The organism is Gracilibacillus oryzae (genome assembly GCF_009498735.1).
Lineage (GTDB): Bacteria > Bacillota > Bacilli > Bacillales > Amphibacillaceae > Gracilibacillus > Gracilibacillus oryzae.
The window spans coordinates 442,080-458,372 of the sequence record NZ_ML762424.1; the positions used below are offsets into that span (position 1 = coordinate 442,080).

A 16,293-nucleotide genomic window follows, 5' to 3' on the forward strand; every position below is an offset into this window, starting at 1 on the left:
GACCCCACAGAGAGCGCTCTTTGCTTCTGAGGGGTCTTCTAATGTTGCCCTTGGGGAAAGTGGTATTTCCCCGGCAGTGATTTAGGAATATATAACTTCGTACATTAATGAGCAGTACGAAGGAACCTGCTTTGCCCTCTTCTATAATTGCAAAGCATGAATTAATGTGGTGTCTGTTGAAAAGTAAATCACTTGATTATGCTGCCCGATTTCCTCTAACAATTGGATAATTAATTCTTTTCGTACCGAGTCAAAATGAACAAACCCATCATCAATCAGGAACGGAAAATGAATCCCTGCAGAAACCACTTTGCTTAAAGCAAGACGCAATGAAATGTACAGTTGATCTTTTGTACCTTGTGACAGTTCTTCTAATGTGTATACAATCCCATTTGCATCAATTACTTTTATCCATTCATTCTCTTTCGGTATGGATAACCGCTTATACTTTGCTTTTGTTAAATGAGAAAAATAATCACTTGCATATTCAAACACTTTCGGAATATATTCAGCATAGTATTTTGCCTTCGCTTTTGCTAATTTCTCCACAGCTATCTGGCTGATTGCCCACTCTCTTGCAAGCTGATTTGTCTGCTCTATCAATTGTTCATACTGATGCTTTAATATGGATGAATCTTCCTTATCTTCTAATAAAGCGATACTTGCACGAATATCACTAAGCTGCTGCCTGTTTTCGACTATATTCCTTTTATGATCATTTATTTGCTGTTGCAAATAGCTGAGCTTTTGTCTCAATGTGACCTCATCTTCGTACTCTCCTGCAGAGAAAAGCTTTCGTTCCCTTTCATCAAATAAGACGGATAAACTATCTGTCATCTGTTCTATTTGATTCTTTAATTTCATTCTTTCATCGAAATTTGTTCCATTTGTAACAAATGCTTCTTCATCCACTACATTTGCTTGTGCATAAAGATGCTTTATTTCCGTAATATATGGTTTTTGTTTTTCTGTATTAGCTGACAATTCCTTTTCAATTCTGTCCAGTTGCTGTTGTACTTGCCGGATTTCATTCCGTCGTTCCTGATCGGCATGAATGGAAACAGAATAGTCCTCTGCATCTGTTTCCAGATTCGCCAGTGCTTCTTGTTTCTCATAGAGCGAGGCTTTCTCTGTGTCCAGCAGTACACTCTTTTGTTGAAATTCGGACATTTTCTCTTTTAATGTGTATAACTGTTGAAACAGTCTCGGCCAATATACGATGTTTACTCTTTGTAAGAAAGGATATTGCTCCATTTGATCTGCTATCTTTTCATTCAATTGCTGTAACCTGAGGTGGACAAAGTGATATCTCTCCTCTAACTTCAGCTGTTCTATCATCTGCTGCTTTTTGTTTGCTGTTAATTGAGTCAGCTGTTCTCTAATTATTTGTTGTTCTTGCAGAATTCCTTTTCGTTCGGCCAGTTGCTTATCGCTCAAATCGGATATAGTTCGGCGATCAGGTTTAAACCATTCTGCTGCTAACTTGCGTGCTATCACTAAACCAATCATTGGAAGTACACCAACCGTGGCAAATAAGAGACTCCATGGAAGTTGATTTTGCAACAGTAATAAAACAGCTACTACAATACCAGCTAAGAAAATAACAAAAGATCTCTTTGTCCACTTTTTCAGTTGGCTGCTCAATTGATGAAAATTCCTAAATTGGTTCTGTTTTTCCTTATCCTGTTCTGCTTTATCGACTTCCAGCTTATATTGCTGCAAGATGGCATCATCCATCAGATTTTGCTGTTCGAATTCAATATCTTTCTCTGCTTCAGCTAAAACCCGCTCAATTGATCGAATATCTTCACCTACATATTGCTTTTCCATTTCCAGTTGTTCTTTTTGTTTGGTTAAATCTGACCATAACTCTTCTAAATAGAACGGCAAAGAAAGCTCTTGCATCCCTTCCATTGTAAGTGGTATTCCTAATTGCTGTAATTTGGAATCCATCTTAATTCTAAATGTATAGAGTTCATCTTCTAATTGACTGATCACTTGCTTATGCTCAGCCAATTGGTCTGACAGTTGCGCAGCTGCTTGCAATCGCTCCAATTGTTCTTCTGATAGCAGCATTGCCTGAAGTTGTTCTATTTGTTCTAATCGCTCTTCTTTTGTTCGCTGTAATACACTTGCTTCACTCTGGATTGGCAAAAGCTTTTCCTTTACGTTATCATAGCGTGTTAAGCCATTAGCTGGGAAATCATCTGGTGCTTTTAATCTTTTTAGTTGCTGACTTGCCAAATAGTAGGATTTTATTAACTGATGGTGTGCCAGTTTTTTTTCATATAATTGGTACTCTTCCTGGACAGATTCCAGTTCTGTTGTACAATTGTTTATTTTATCCTCTAATGTTGCCATTTCCGTCAACTTATTTTGATAGGTTGCTTCTTCTTTTTTTGATTGACTTAATTTTTCCTTTAAGTAAGCAAGTTGATCAAATAACTGATTTATCTCCGGTTTTTTTCCATATGGTTTAAAAAGTTCCGCCCGTTTCTTATCCAGTTGTTTTTCTGCATAATAAATTCGATCAGATCCTGTCATACCGATCGCTAATAATACATCGTTTAATGCTTGATTATTTAACTGCTGAATTTTTTGCAAATCTATCGTATCAAATGAGTAAATTGCTTCAAAATGGGTTCGATCAATGCCTTTCCATTTTCGTTTCAGCCACTCCTCATCTTTTGTCTCACCATTCGGCAGATAGACTGTTGCATTCCCTTTGTTTTTGTTATAAATTCTTTCCATTATCAGGCTCTCTGGAGAGATTCCTGATATCGTAATTCTTCCTCCAAGCTGTGTACCATGTTTTGGGAGAAAAATGTCAAGCTTCTTCGTTGTTTGTCCAAACAGAATATAAAGAATAAACTGTCTTAATGTGGATTTACCTGCTTCGTTTCTGCCGGCAATTTGCTGGAAGGTTGAGGAAGTGAAAGAAAATTGCTGATCCTGCCATTTCCCAAAACCATAAATATGTACATGTTCAATTTTCATTCGCTTTCCTCGCTTTCATGCAATAAGTAAAAGACCTCTTCCTTTGCACGGGAAAGAAGTTCCTCTTGTTCCTCTTCTGCAAGCTGATCTAACCATTTCCTTCCTTCCACATGGTACCATAACGGTTCTATAATATCTTCCAGATCTGATGATTGTGCAAAGGTTGTTTGCAATTGCTGTAAAAATTGCTCTCCTTCCTGCCATTCATGTATTTTTCTTGATTTTTCGATTTTGATTTTGAGTATTTGTGCCCAGTTTGTTTGTTGAGAGAATTGTTCATTCCACAGCTCTCTCATTTCTACTAATTTCCCTTCTTTGTCCCATTTAATAAAATGGTCTGGGGCTTGCACGAAAGTTAATTCTAGCAAGACTTTATCGATTGTTTGCAAAGTCAATTCCATTTGCTTCTCTACTATATTCATTACTTCATTTATATCTGTGATTTCTGCTGCATCAAGCGAGACTTTCCTAAACTGAATCTGATCCAATCGGCAAAATTCCAAAACAGAGCCAGATTCTGATAGTGTGACATGATAACAGCCTTTCTCCCCTGTCTCCTTAATTGATCTGCCTTGGATATTTCCAGGATAGACGATAGCAGGTTTGTCTGAAAGGATTTCACGTTTATGTATATGGCCAAGTGCCCAATAATCAAAAGCTGATTTTTTCAACTCATTTAACTGAAAAGGCGCATAATTCGCATGATCTGTATTGCTGTTCCCTAATGATCCATGAAGAGATGCAATATGAAATGGGACATCCCCCTTTATTTTGTACTGTGGAACCATGTTATTCTCAACTGCACGATTGTAATAACTAAATCCATAAATGTTGGCAATAACCTGAGCATTTTTTATAAAAGGGAAAACTTCCACCTGTTCCTTTTCAAAAACAAACACATTGTCAGGATAATTTCGGGGGAATGTTTGGCTTTTCATAAAATCATGATTTCCAAAGGATAAATATACATAAATACCATTCTCCATCAGACGGCGGAACCCTCGAATGACGGTCATATGTGCCTTCATCGATTGCTCTTCCTGATCAAATATATCACCAACAATTAAAACAAAATCCACTTGCTTATCAATCGCCAGTTCAATCATTTGGTTGAATGCTTGAAACGTACTTTCTCTAACCTGATCGGTAATTTGATTTGATATGTGACTTAATCCTTTAAATGGACTGTCTAAATGAAGATCTGCACAATGAATAAACGAAATTTGCTGATCCAATCGGTTCACCACCTTTCTTCTATTCTATCAAAAGCAAAACAAGAATGCACGTTCGATTCTCATCAGAGAATTTATTCTGTAAAGCCGACAAAGAAAACAATGAAATTCGTAAATCTCGTACAATAGAAAAAACCAGACTATTCATTAGTCTGGCCTGATTGTTGCTTATTCTTTTTTCGATAATCGCAGGGCCTTTTTAATATCCTTTAATGAGGTTGAGGTACCATACATTAGTACACCACCTCGATAGATTCTTGCTCCTATTACTGCTAGCAGTGCAATCGTAATAATAAGTATAGCAATACTTAACGCAATTTCCCACATCGGAATATCTAACATTCCGACACGTAAAAACATGGTCCTTGGTGAGAAGAATGGAATATAAGACGAGATCGTTACAAAACTCGAGCTTGGGTCAGATAAGCCAATCATTGAAATCATAAATGCTGCCACAATCAGTAGAGTTACCGGCAACATCATTTGTTGAACGTCTTCTGTACGACTTACCAATGAACCTAACATTGCAGCCAATGTTGCATAAAGGAAATAGCCAAGCAGGAAGAAAATAAACGCATAAACAAATGTGGAAACACTGACATCAGATAAACCAAATACCTCAAAGAAGCCTCCAACTAACTCTTCTTGCTTTTGTGTGATAATTAAGTAGCCGATCCCTAAAAAGATGGTCATTTGTGTTAATCCTACTAAACCAATCCCTAATATCTTAGCAAACATTTGACTGACAGGAGAGGAACTGGAAATTAAAATCTCCATTACACGTGACGTTTTCTCATTTGCAATATCTGTAGCAATCATATTCCCGTAAGAGATAACAGCAAAATAGAGCAAAAACAACAACACGTATACTAATCCACGAGTCCCGTTGAGTTCTTCTTCCGTCTTAACTAATTCTTCTCCGCCGCCTCCGTCTGCTTCTATTTGCTCGGTGTTAAATTGCATTGGTTCATAAATGGAAGAAATAGTACTTTGATCAATACCTGCCTGGTTTGCTGCCATTGCTACTTTGATTTGTTCAAGCTCCTGAGATAGCTGTGATTCAATGGCAAAGTTCGTTGTATCATTCGTATAATAGGTGGCAACAGGTAATTCTTGTTCACTTAACGTAATATGAAGAGCACCTGCATACGTTCCATCTGTTACCAATTGTTTTGCATCGTCTATGGAAGTTTCCAGTTCATTTACCTGGAAATTCGATTCACCGTTTTCAAGCCTTTGATTCAATTGATCCATAATTGTCTGCTCTTCCGAAACAACCGCAACTGTAGTATTATCAGCTGTTCCTTCTTCACTGCTGAACATATCTACAAAAGTATTAATGTTTGCTAAAAGGAAAATAAAGACAAGAAAAATTCCAGTTGTAATTAAAAATGACTTCTTTTTCACTTTTGAAAGGTATGTGTGCAAAAATACAGTCATAAATTTATTCATAAGACTCACCAGCCTTATCAATGAAAATATCATTTAAACTTGGTTCTTCTAATTCAAACTTGCGAACAAAACCTTTGCCCAGCAGTTCGTGCAGAATATATTGCGAAACCTCTTCATTCTCAATTTGACATGCAATTCCCCATGAATAAGTTTGCACCTTTACTACACCAGCCAGATGTTTGACAAAATCAAGGTCAAAATCTGCTTCAATTTTCAAGTTTTTCCTGCCAAATGACCGCTTGATCTCTCTAATGTTTCCGTGTAAAATTCGTTTACCATTTTTCAACATACATAAGTTCTCACATAACTGCTCCACATGTTCCATCCGGTGGGACGAAAATACAATCGTTGTGCCTTGATTCTTCAAGTCTGTTACCGCATCTTTCAATATTTCCACATTCACAGGATCTAAACCAGAGAAGGGTTCATCTAAAATGAGCAATTTTGGCTTATGAATGACAGCTGAAATAAATTGAATCTTCTGCTGATTTCCCTTTGACAGTTCTTCCACTTTTTTATCTAAATGCTGTGGAACCTTTAACCGGTCTAACCATACACTCAATTCATTTTGAGCATCTTTTTTTGTCATTCCTCTCAGCTTCCCAAGATAGACAAGCTGGTCCTTGACTTTTAATTTAGGATACAATCCTCTCTCTTCTGGTAAATAACCGATTGAATCACTTGTATGATAGGTAATATTATTTCCATTCCATGTAACTGAGCCATTTGTTGGATCAATCAAGTTAAGAATCATTCGAAATGTTGTTGTCTTTCCAGCACCGTTTGCCCCAAGAAATCCAAAGATATTGTTTTCCCTTATTTCTAAGGACAGTTGGTCAACTGCAGTAAAAGATCCAAACTTTTTGGTTACATTTTCTAATAATAATGTCAATGAGACCACCTCTTTCATTCTTATATACGGGGAGATGATGGAAAAGTTTCAGTAAAACATAAAAAAACAGTCTGTTAAAATATGTTAAAACCCCAATAAGCATATGTTATCGGGGTTAAACATTTAAGACTGTATACTAATTTTCTTCTTTTTCAAATCCATCTGTTTTGGTTCCACTGGTTTTACATTTGTACGATTTGCGATGAATTCCGGTCTTGCTGGAATATTTGCGAACGGTTCGACTAACTTATTTTCCACACTGTTAAACACAAAGAATACATTACTGCGAGGCAGTGGGGATATATTGCTGTTGGAACCATGCATAGTATTAGATTCAAAAAATAAAACAGACCCTGCAGGCCCTGTTGCACTGTCAATTTTGCCGCCTTTTGAAAGCAGCCAATTAATGCTGTCATGGTCAGGTACACCAAGATTCTGCATTTTTAGTGATTGTTCGAAATGGTTTTCTGGTGTTTCTCCGACACATTGAACAAAATAACGATGAGACCCTGGAATTAACAATAATGGTCCATTATACGAATAGTTATCTGTCAGAATAATGCTGCAGCTTACTGCACGCATATTCGGCATTCCATCTTCCATATGCCATGTTTCAAAGTCAGAATGCCAGTAAAAATCTTTCCCTTTAAAACCAGGTTTCAAATTAATTCTGGACTGGTTTATGTAAACCTGACTGCCGAGCAGCTGTTGTGCAATATGAACAAGTCTTTCATGTGAAGATAAATCATGGAAAAATTCATCATTATTATGAACATCAAATACGGAGCGGATCTCCTCTCCCCCAGTTTCTCTTACAACATGCTTTTCATTTGATGCTTTATTGTCATTCATATTACGGCTCAACTCTTGCTGGAGTAAAGTTACCTCATCTTCAGAGAAAAAATTAGACATAAAAAGGTAACCATTGTCTTCATAAAAATCTAACTCCACCTCACTTAAAGGCCCATCTCCCTTGTTGGAGCTGTGAATGATCGGATCTTTTCTTTCTAAAATGGCAGGCATCCCTTTGATTCTAGAAGGATACAAATCTTTCATAATTCAAACACTCCTTGTCGGTATTAGATTTTACGTATTCAGTATAATCTCCTAACACAGGTTAGACAACTCTTTTTACAACCAATGTAAGGTTATAACATTCAATTTCACTTCATCTGTGACAAATACCTGCTTATTACGATATTTTTCCATTTATTCCGCTTTATATCTGCATTTCCCTAAAATATAAGTAATCAAACTCACAATATAATAAAAAGCAGTACAGACTTTATCCGTCTTTGTACTGCTTTTTCCCTCTTTTATTTCTCTTCTAACAATTTATCCCATCAATCGCTTTGCATTCTTCTATAATATTGAACAAACTATTTCTATTTCTGCTTCTTTTGATCATATTATGCCTGCAAATAAAATTCCTCGCGTGAAACCTGCCACTGTAGCGGCTCCTTCTTTACATACCGTTCTAATTCCTGCAGCATATAATGCCCCATTCTTGCACATTCCTTTCCATGGCTGCCTGCTAAATGCGGGGTTAAGATAACATTGGGCATAAGGTATAGAGGTGATTCAGGAGCTGGCGGTTCAGGATCTGTGACATCTAATACCGCTGTAATATCCTCGCGCTGTTTTAACACACTGATCATTTCTTCTTCTTTAACAATTGCTCCACGTGCCGTATTGATAAAGCTGGCACCTTGTTTCATCTTAGCAAAATGACTGGCTGTAATCATTCCTTTTGTTTCATCCAGCAGAGGAGCATGCACTGATACAATGTCTGATTGTTCAAAGATCTCGTCAAGACTGCACAACTTCACTCCCAGCCTTTCTGCTTCTTCCTGACTGGCAAAAGGATCATAAGCGATTACATTCAGATCGAAGTGTTTTAATAACTCACAGACCCCTTTTCCAATTGTACTTAAAGAGATAACTCCAACAGTACTTCCGAAACCGCCAACAATAGCAGAAGGCTTATGAGGAAAAGTTTTCGTACGCTCTATGTCTCGAACGAACTGCCAGCCATTCTTGAGACAAAACACAATTTGCGAGATAGTAAATTCTATCACTGGAACAGCATTTGCTTTTACTGCATTTGTAATGATAATCTCTCTATCCCACATGTGATCTGTTGCCATATTTTTTATAGAACCTGCTCCATAAAATACTGCTTTTAAATTCGGTGCATGCTCAAGAAACTCAGCATCTAACCTGGGACCACCCCAACCTGATATTAATATATCGATATCTTTAAGTAAATGGTAGTTATTCTGTAATGTGTCCTGTGATAACTGCCTTTCATCTATATCTACTAACTTCTTAATTTCTTTTCTGATTTGTAATGGATAAATCAATTCGAATGAATCATCGTTCATAATATATATCGCTTTCATTTATGTACTCTCCTCCATTTCATAGTTAAAAGTCCACACTTGTCTTTAATTCTTTATATTTATTATAGCTTAGCACTTGTTTTCCTGACAAGATTCCCCTAAAGGCTTCCATACCTAATAGTATCTCTTCCTTATTTCCGTCCATAAATAAAAAAAAGGATCAAAAGCAATGCTTTCAATCCTGTCTCTTATTTATGCTTCCTGCGCACCATACAATTCTTCCAGTGGTTTCGTAATAATACGGCTGATATCATTGATCAGTACGTTTACACGTTGTTCCTGTTCCATTAACTTAGAAATATCTTCATGCTGTTGAACAAGTTCGACAACACTTTTCGCTTTTTCTACTTCTTCTTCGGTAATTTCTAATCCTTGCATCTGTTTTTGCTGTAATTCTAATTGAGTATTTCTGAAATTATCGAACATCTGCTTTGATGATGGATCATTCATTACTTTTTCATATGCTGCTTTTAAATCCTGGAATTCCTCGCTTTCCTGGATTGCTTTTTCTAATTCATGTGCGCTATCATGGATATTTGCCATAAAAATAAATCCTCCTAAATTAATTCGCGTTACATGCTGACTGCAGTTCTTGCTAACTATAAGACAGTCAGCCGCTTATTCTAAATCTACTTTCCCACTATAACAAAGATTAATCACTTATCCAACCAATACAAACAGAATTCCTTGAATTAGTCCAATTACCCCACCGAGCAGTGCGCCTAAATATGTAATCAATTTAAACTCTTTTCTCGAAATCGACAAGATGATATCTTCGATTCTTGCTGTCGGAAATGAAGCAACTTGTTTCTCCACCATTTTTTCCACTTTAAGGTTTGCTAAGATGGCTGGAACATTTTCTGTCAGTTTTGCTAATAACAAATCAACTACCTTAGGCAGGATGTTATGTTCGATTTTCGTCTGTAATGGAAGAATGAATGTCTGCACCGGCTGGTTTAACCAGTTTTCAACAGGAATATTGCGAATAACTACATCGCGAATCGCGTCCTTTACAAAAGCCTTCTCCAAAAAGGGCTGAAAATCAGATAACGGTTTTTGTTTCAGCTTTTTCCATTCATTATCCAGCACACTTTGTAACATAGAATATCCATCTTCTGATCTGAAGTAATCTGTTAACAGGTCCTGAACTTTTGCAGACAAATCCTCCCCGCTGATCATCGACAATAACATGTTGCCAAAGAAACCTTTTGACTGGGCATATTCATTAATCATCTGTTCGATCTTCTGTTTTGTTGAAGGCTGATTAATCAATACAATGATTTGCTTGTATACATGGTGGGTCAATTGCTCCAGCTGACTATTTATCTCCTCTTCTGCTCCTGTTGTTAACCAGTCTTCCAATGACTTATTACTATGTTGATCGATAAATTCCTCAAACTTCTTCAGAACAAAGTCACCAATCTTTTTCTCCATCTTATCTTTATCGATTGAAATTTCCAGCTTGTTGAGCAGCATGTCAACAGTCAGCTGTTTTCTCAGGAAATGATGAAATTCTTTGTTGAATAACTGGATAACTTGATCTTTCACTTCTTTTTCCTGCAATTTATTCTGGAGACTGTCTGCTGTAACTAAATGATTGACAACAAGTTCCCCTAACTGAATGGCCAGTTGATCACGGCGTTTCGGAATGACGCCAGGTGTAAATGGTATCTTCCACTTTCCAATATATTTAGCTTCATATGGTCGAAAAAGCATTTTAATCGCAAGTGAATTGGTTACACCGCCAATCAACCCTCCAATAATGACCATCAGTAACAATGTAATAAAAACACTCATCTATATTCCTGCCTTTCTTTTTAAATAAACTCGCGTCCGGAAATTTTCTGCTTTCCTAACGTGGTACAAATGTATAGTAAACCCAACTCAAGCATAGAATGGATTAAATTATGAGAAATTTTTAAAGGGTGGATGTCTTATGTTATATGAATTCAAAGTAAAGGAGTATCCCAATACTAAAAATAGAATTATTGTGCCTAATTCAGTATACCACGTTTATAAAAATGTACGAAGAATGGTCAATGGTCCCTGCTATGTTTATTGTGACTGGCTAAGCCACAAAAAAGATAACCAGACGATCTTTATTTCATCAGAGTTAATGAAACAATTGCAGTTTCAGGCTAACAAATATTATCAGTTCGTCGTTGAGGATCAATCCTGTATGGTACATTACCAATTTGGCATATTAACTGCAGGCAGGCGGCAGATGGAAAGGCATGCAGCTACTTTCCTTGAAATGACACAGATCGGCAAATTATACGGTTTTCAAACATTCTTGTTCGGTTATAAAGACATTGACTTTCAGATCAATAAGATCAGAGGATATTTCTTTGAAGATAATCAATGGACAAGTACTGTCCAGCCAATTCCAAAAGTCATCTATAATCGTCTCCCAAACCGAAAATTAGAAGCACATCCTAAAGTAAAGCAGGCAAAACAGATGCTTCAATCAACTTCTATTATATTTAATCCTGAATTTTTTAACAAATGGCAGGTTTACGAAATTATCATGCAAGATACCTCTGTCCATTATTTATTACCACATACTATCTTTCAACCATCTGCAAGGACACTAGATGAATGGATTGACAATGGAGATATCTATTTAAAACCAATCCATGGAAGTAAAGGAAACGGCATCTATCATATTTCCAAAAGCAATCAGCAGTACACTGTACATTTCTATATCGAAAAGAAAATTGAAAAAAGCAGACATACGGATATTGAGTCCATCATGGACACCCACTTCCCTAATGGATTCAGAAACTATGTCATTCAGGAAGCAATCCCACTGTATATGAAAAACAGTAAGAAGATTGATTTGCGGATCCATACAAATAAAAATGAAAACAACAGCTGGGAAATGTCGCTCCATTATGTCAGACAGGCAGAGGACCACCTATTTACCACACATGTTTCCAGAGGTGCTTCGATTAGGAACATCTATGATATTTTCTCTGAAAAAGAAGCAACCATCCTGTTAAACAAAATAGAGGAAACGGTCCTTTCCTTGAGCGCGATTATTGATAAATATTACTCAGGGAAAATTGGCGAACTGGGATTTGATTTAGGGATTGATCAAGAAAAAAAGATCTGGCTGCTTGAAGTAAATGCGAAACCAGGCTGGAATATATTCGACCAGCCTGATTATCACAGTGACAGAAACAATATTTTCCGTTTATTATATCGTTATGCATATTTTCTTCAGAATAAGTAAGTATGCACCCTCTATATCGAGCACAAACTAATGCGGTAAGGAGGGATATGTATGGCAAAACCATCTAAAGAAAAAGATGCACGACAAGAATATGAATTAGATGTAGATCGTATGATTAATGAGGGAATGGCTGGCGGAACAACCTACAGTATTCATGGCAGAATGCAGATAGAACAGGCTAGATCCCTGCCAAAAGAAGACAATCCATTCCCGGCTGAAAGTGATGATTAACCTGATTTTTTCGCACATTATCTAAAATGTGCGATTTTTCATTTCTTTGTATCTGCTTTTTTCGTCATATTTGTTATACTTATATGGACAAGTATTAATGAAAGAGGCCAGAATCTATGCTAAAGCAATTACAAGAGATGTTCCCACAATTAATTAGAGCTACTGATAGTATGCTAAAAGAATACAATGATTATAAATGGTTTTTGACAAATGAGAATGACATTATCGGTATCTCTAAAACCGAACTATCCCAGCGCGAAGAAGCATTATTAAACATTTTGCTCACACCATATCATGCAAATGAACCTCCTACCAGCCAACGTGAGAAACTCTGGATGGATGTTCTTTTTCATCAGGAAATTCCTCAAACCCTGGTGGATGATAAAATGGAGAGATTTCATTTTGTTTATTTCTCTTTCTCTGATGAAACTGTTGATCCCGATGGTTTCAGAGAAGCGATTTATGGACTTTTCCCACAAAAAACACCCATATTGTGGGAGAATAATCATGAAGGTGTCTTAATTATTGAAGAAGCAGAGAATACACCGGAAGAACAGATTTCCTACACGGAGATTATAGAAGTATTAACAACTGACTTTTATATGAATATCCAGCTGTTTGTAGGACCTGTGATATATGAAATAAAGAAAGCTTATGACTTTTACCAATGGATAAGCAAATGTTATCAGTTAACAAAGAAGCTGCAACAGCCTGTCATTCATTATTACAGCGTTGTCCCTTATTTAATTTTGCATAACTTAACGGAAAAGGAGCAGCAGATAATTTTTGATTCTATTCTTGCCAAAGTAAAAGATGATAAAGAATTATTAAAAACAGTCCAAGTCTTCTTGGAATCTAATTCGAATACAACGTTAGCTGCCAAGAAAATGTTCATGCACCGCAACAGCCTGCAATATCGAGTAGATAAGTTTATTGAAAAAACCGGTATTGATGTAAAACAATTTGATCAAGCTTTGGCTGTTTATTTGTGCTTACTTATGCAAAACAAATGGAATTAAATCTGCTGTTTTGTGCATATGTAACAAACAAACTGCCCATGAATGCGTTTTCAGTAAACGTGCACAAATGACTCGGTATTTTTTGTGCACGGTAGCTATTTACGGTTGGCCGGATTATTTGTAAACTAATAGACATAGATAACGTTTTCACAATTCAGGAGGGAAATGAAATGGCAGAATTATCTTTAAGAAATATTGATAAAGTATATGACAAAGGCGCATCAAAAGCAGTTGATAACTTTAACTTGGAAATTGCTGATAAAGAGTTTATCGTATTTGTTGGTCCATCAGGTTGTGGTAAATCAACAACACTTCGTATGATCGCAGGATTAGAAGAAATTTCTGGCGGAGAATTCTACATTGATGGAAAACTGATGAATGAAGTGGCACCAAAAGACCGTGACATTGCGATGGTTTTCCAGAACTACGCATTGTATCCACACATGAATGTATATGATAACATGGCATTTGGTCTGAAATTACGTAAATTCAAAAAAGATGAAATTGAGCGTCGTGTTAAAGATGCAGCACGTATTCTAGGCTTGGAAGCATACTTAGATCGTAAACCGAAAGCACTTTCCGGTGGTCAGCGTCAGCGTGTGGCATTAGGACGTGCCATTGTACGTGATGCGAAAGTATTCTTAATGGATGAGCCTTTATCAAACTTGGATGCGAAACTTCGTGTACAGATGCGTGCGGAAATTCAAAAATTACACCACCGCCTGCAAACAACTACTATTTATGTAACACACGATCAAACAGAAGCGATGACAATGGCAACTCGCCTTGTTGTATTAAAAGATGGTCTTATTCAGCAAGTAGGTGCACCTAAAGAAGTATATGATAAGCCAAATAACATTTTCGTTGGCGGATTTATCGGCTCCCCTGCAATGAACTTCTTTAATGGTACATTAGAAGATGGAAATATTGTTTTAGGTAATACAAAAGTGTCTATTCCTGAAGGTAAAATGAAAGTGCTTCGCGAACAAGGTTATGTAGGTAAAGAAATCGTATTAGGCGTGCGTCCTGAAGATATTCATGATGAGCCAGTATTCTTAGATGCCAACCCAGGTGCAAAAATTACAGCAACTATCGCTGTTGCGGAATTAATGGGTTCTGAATCCTATCTTTACTCTGAATTAAATGAGCAGGAATTTGTCGCACGTGTTGACTCTCGTACAGACATTCACGGCGGAGAAAAAATTGATCTTGCATTTGATATGCACAAATGCCACTTCTTTGACAAAGACTCAGAAGCTAGAATTAAATAACACATTAAAAAAGCGCAGACCATCCGGTTTTGCGCTTTTTAATTTTTTAGAGTTTTCTCATTAACTATAACTTCTTCCATATAGTTACAAGCAGAACATATTCCAAGATGCACACATTGATGTTCTTCCGCAGAACTTGGTATACCGTCAATTAGCTGCGCATCATGAATGTCTATATATGCTGCATAATCACCATAATAATCAACCACTTTGCCAGCATCGTGCATACTCTTCTGACATTGCGGACATTGTGCATCTAACTTTTCCAGACCATTACATACATAACATAGATACATCATAACCCCTCAATAATAAAGAGAGACGCTGACAACCGCTGCGTCTCCCTTTTTATTTATTGTTGCCCGTTGTTGAATTGTTGTTCAGCCATTGTAACTAAACGTTTTGTAATTTCACCACCAACAGATCCGTTAGAGCGTGAAGTTGAATCTGCACCTAGGTTTACACCAAATTCCTGAGCGATCTCATATTTCATTTGATCTAGAGCTTGTTGTACTCCTGGCACTACTAAGTTATTTGAGCTATTGTTATTTGCCATCTTTGTTCACCTCCTGTACACATATTGTGAACAAAAAGATGATCTATATGCTTTTATTTTTCTAGTAATTTAAACCAGTCACACCAAATATTATTTTGGATATGTCATCTCTTCCGGTTTAATCCATTCATCAAATTGTTCTCCTGTCAGCAGGCCTAATTCCACTGCAGCTTCTTTTAATGTAGAATTATCAGCAAATGCTTTTTTTGCTATTTTTGCGGCATTCTCATAACCGATGTGTGGATTAAGTGCTGTCACAAGCATTAATGAATCATTTAGATTCTTTTCAATTTGCTCATAATTCGGCTCTAATCCGACAACACAACGGTCATTGAATGATAGCATACTGTCAGCCAAAAGCTGAGCAGACTGCAGGAAGTTATATGCTATTACTGGTTTAAACACGTTAAGTTCAAAGTTACCTTGACTTGCAGCAAAACCAATTGCAGCATCGTTGCCCATTACTTGTGTCGCTACCATCGTAATTGCTTCACTTTGAGTCGGGTTAACCTTTCCAGGCATAATCGAACTTCCAGGCTCATTTGCAGGAATGGTAATTTCACCAATTCCGCAACGAGGACCGCTTGCTAACCATCTTACATCATTAGCAATCTTCATTAAATCTGCAGCTAATCCTTTTAATGCTCCATGAGCGAAAACAAGTTCATCATGACTAGTTAATGCATGAAATTTATTTGGAGCTGATATAAATTCTTTTCCAGTATATTCGCTTATTTTTTCTGTTACTCGTTCGGAAAATTCCGGATGTGCATTCAATCCAGTTCCTACAGCTGTTCCGCCAATTGCCAGCTCTTTCACATATGGTAAACTGTTTTCAATCATTTGTTCCGTTTTTTCCAGCATGCGATGCCAACCGCTGATCTCTTGCCCCAATGTTAATGGTGTTGCATCTTGAAGATGGGTACGGCCAATTTTGACAACATCCTGAAACGCTTCCATCTTTTCTTTTAATGTTGCCTTTAAAGTAAGCAATGCGGGAAGCACT

General features: G+C 36.9%; 15 protein-coding genes. 4 read left to right on the forward strand and 11 right to left on the reverse strand.

What is annotated here, in order from left to right:
- Positions 1-141 precede the first annotated feature (141 nt).
- From F9U64_RS02205 to F9U64_RS02240, 8 genes are all read right to left on the reverse strand, one after another.
- Positions 142-2,997 carry an ATP-binding protein gene (locus F9U64_RS02205; RefSeq protein ID WP_153401210.1) on the reverse strand — a complete coding sequence of 952 codons (2,856 nt, stop codon included), beginning with the start codon at positions 2,995-2,997 and terminating at the stop codon, positions 142-144.
- Positions 2,994-4,232, reverse strand: a complete 1,239-nt coding sequence (locus F9U64_RS02210; protein ID WP_194287254.1) for a metallophosphoesterase family protein — start codon at positions 4,230-4,232, stop codon at positions 2,994-2,996. The genes F9U64_RS02205 and F9U64_RS02210 overlap by 4 nt, the downstream gene beginning before the upstream one ends.
- 165 nt (positions 4,233-4,397) lie before the next feature.
- Positions 4,398-5,681, reverse strand: a complete 1,284-nt coding sequence (locus F9U64_RS02215; protein WP_153401214.1) for an ABC transporter permease — start codon at positions 5,679-5,681, stop codon at positions 4,398-4,400.
- Positions 5,674-6,573 carry an ABC transporter ATP-binding protein gene (locus tag F9U64_RS02220; RefSeq protein WP_153401216.1) on the reverse strand — a complete coding sequence of 300 codons (900 nt, stop codon included), beginning with the start codon at positions 6,571-6,573 and terminating at the stop codon, positions 5,674-5,676. The genes F9U64_RS02215 and F9U64_RS02220 overlap by 8 nt, the downstream gene beginning before the upstream one ends.
- Before the next feature lie 123 nt (positions 6,574-6,696).
- Positions 6,697-7,629 carry an ectoine hydroxylase gene (gene thpD / locus F9U64_RS02225; protein WP_153401218.1) on the reverse strand — a complete coding sequence of 311 codons (933 nt, stop codon included), beginning with the start codon at positions 7,627-7,629 and terminating at the stop codon, positions 6,697-6,699.
- Positions 7,630-7,982: 353 nt separating this feature from the next.
- Positions 7,983-8,975, reverse strand: coding sequence for a hydroxyacid dehydrogenase (locus F9U64_RS02230; RefSeq protein WP_153401220.1), 993 nt, complete (start codon positions 8,973-8,975; stop codon positions 7,983-7,985).
- Between the two features lie 192 nt (positions 8,976-9,167).
- Positions 9,168-9,518 carry a YlbF/YmcA family competence regulator gene (locus F9U64_RS02235; RefSeq protein ID WP_153401222.1) on the reverse strand — a complete coding sequence of 117 codons (351 nt, stop codon included), beginning with the start codon at positions 9,516-9,518 and terminating at the stop codon, positions 9,168-9,170.
- A 117-nt stretch (positions 9,519-9,635) separates the two neighbouring features.
- Positions 9,636-10,772 carry a DUF445 domain-containing protein gene (locus F9U64_RS02240; protein WP_153401224.1) on the reverse strand — a complete coding sequence of 379 codons (1,137 nt, stop codon included), beginning with the start codon at positions 10,770-10,772 and terminating at the stop codon, positions 9,636-9,638.
- Between the two features lie 139 nt (positions 10,773-10,911).
- Here F9U64_RS02240 and F9U64_RS02245 point away from each other — a divergent pair, with 139 nt between their 5' ends.
- The 4 genes from F9U64_RS02245 to F9U64_RS02260 all read left to right on the forward strand — a co-directional run bounded on the left by F9U64_RS02245 (position 10,912) and on the right by F9U64_RS02260 (position 14,731).
- Positions 10,912-12,210, forward strand: a complete 1,299-nt coding sequence (locus F9U64_RS02245; protein ID WP_153401226.1) for a YheC/YheD family endospore coat-associated protein — start codon at positions 10,912-10,914, stop codon at positions 12,208-12,210.
- Positions 12,211-12,261: 51 nt separating this feature from the next.
- Positions 12,262-12,441: a hypothetical protein gene (locus tag F9U64_RS02250; RefSeq protein WP_153401228.1), complete on the forward strand. Its 180-nt coding sequence runs from the start codon at positions 12,262-12,264 to the stop codon at positions 12,439-12,441.
- Positions 12,442-12,557: 116 nt separating this feature from the next.
- Entirely contained in the window at positions 12,558-13,460 is a 903-nt protein-coding gene (locus F9U64_RS02255) for a PucR family transcriptional regulator (protein ID WP_153401229.1), read from the forward strand.
- A 170-nt stretch (positions 13,461-13,630) separates the two neighbouring features.
- Positions 13,631-14,731: an ABC transporter ATP-binding protein gene (locus F9U64_RS02260; protein ID WP_153401231.1), complete on the forward strand. Its 1,101-nt coding sequence runs from the start codon at positions 13,631-13,633 to the stop codon at positions 14,729-14,731.
- 38 nt (positions 14,732-14,769) lie between these two features.
- Here the strand turns inward: F9U64_RS02260 and F9U64_RS02265 are convergent, their stop codons facing one another.
- The 3 genes from F9U64_RS02265 to F9U64_RS02275 form a co-directional block, all read right to left on the reverse strand.
- Positions 14,770-15,027: a hypothetical protein gene (locus F9U64_RS02265; RefSeq protein ID WP_153401233.1), complete on the reverse strand. Its 258-nt coding sequence runs from the start codon at positions 15,025-15,027 to the stop codon at positions 14,770-14,772.
- 56 nt (positions 15,028-15,083) lie between these two features.
- On the reverse strand, positions 15,084-15,287 hold the full coding sequence (locus F9U64_RS02270; protein ID WP_153401234.1) for an alpha/beta-type small acid-soluble spore protein: 204 nt from the start codon (positions 15,285-15,287) through the stop codon (positions 15,084-15,086).
- 90 nt (positions 15,288-15,377) lie between these two features.
- On the reverse strand, positions 15,378-16,293 hold a 916-nt coding region (locus F9U64_RS02275), incomplete at its 5' end, for a class II fumarate hydratase (RefSeq protein WP_228275555.1).

Coding starts and splice junctions, on each gene's coding strand:
- F9U64_RS02205 (WP_153401210.1), bottom strand. CDS start 2,997: ATGAAAATTGAACATGTACATATTTATGGTTTTGGGAAATGGCAGGAT.
- F9U64_RS02215 (WP_153401214.1), bottom strand. CDS start 5,681: ATGAATAAATTTATGACTGTATTTTTGCACACATACCTTTCAAAAGTG.
- thpD (WP_153401218.1), bottom strand. CDS start 7,629: ATGAAAGATTTGTATCCTTCTAGAATCAAAGGGATGCCTGCCATTTTA.
- F9U64_RS02230 (WP_153401220.1), bottom strand. CDS start 8,975: ATGAAAGCGATATATATTATGAACGATGATTCATTCGAATTGATTTAT.
- F9U64_RS02235 (WP_153401222.1), bottom strand. CDS start 9,518: ATGGCAAATATCCATGATAGCGCACATGAATTAGAAAAAGCAATCCAG.
- F9U64_RS02240 (WP_153401224.1), bottom strand. CDS start 10,772: ATGAGTGTTTTTATTACATTGTTACTGATGGTCATTATTGGAGGGTTG.
- F9U64_RS02245 (WP_153401226.1), top strand. CDS start 10,912: ATGTTATATGAATTCAAAGTAAAGGAGTATCCCAATACTAAAAATAGA.
- F9U64_RS02250 (WP_153401228.1), top strand. CDS start 12,262: ATGGCAAAACCATCTAAAGAAAAAGATGCACGACAAGAATATGAATTA.
- F9U64_RS02255 (WP_153401229.1), top strand. CDS start 12,558: ATGCTAAAGCAATTACAAGAGATGTTCCCACAATTAATTAGAGCTACT.
- F9U64_RS02260 (WP_153401231.1), top strand. CDS start 13,631: ATGGCAGAATTATCTTTAAGAAATATTGATAAAGTATATGACAAAGGC.
- F9U64_RS02265 (WP_153401233.1), bottom strand. CDS start 15,027: ATGTATCTATGTTATGTATGTAATGGTCTGGAAAAGTTAGATGCACAA.
- F9U64_RS02270 (WP_153401234.1), bottom strand. CDS start 15,287: ATGGCAAATAACAATAGCTCAAATAACTTAGTAGTGCCAGGAGTACAA.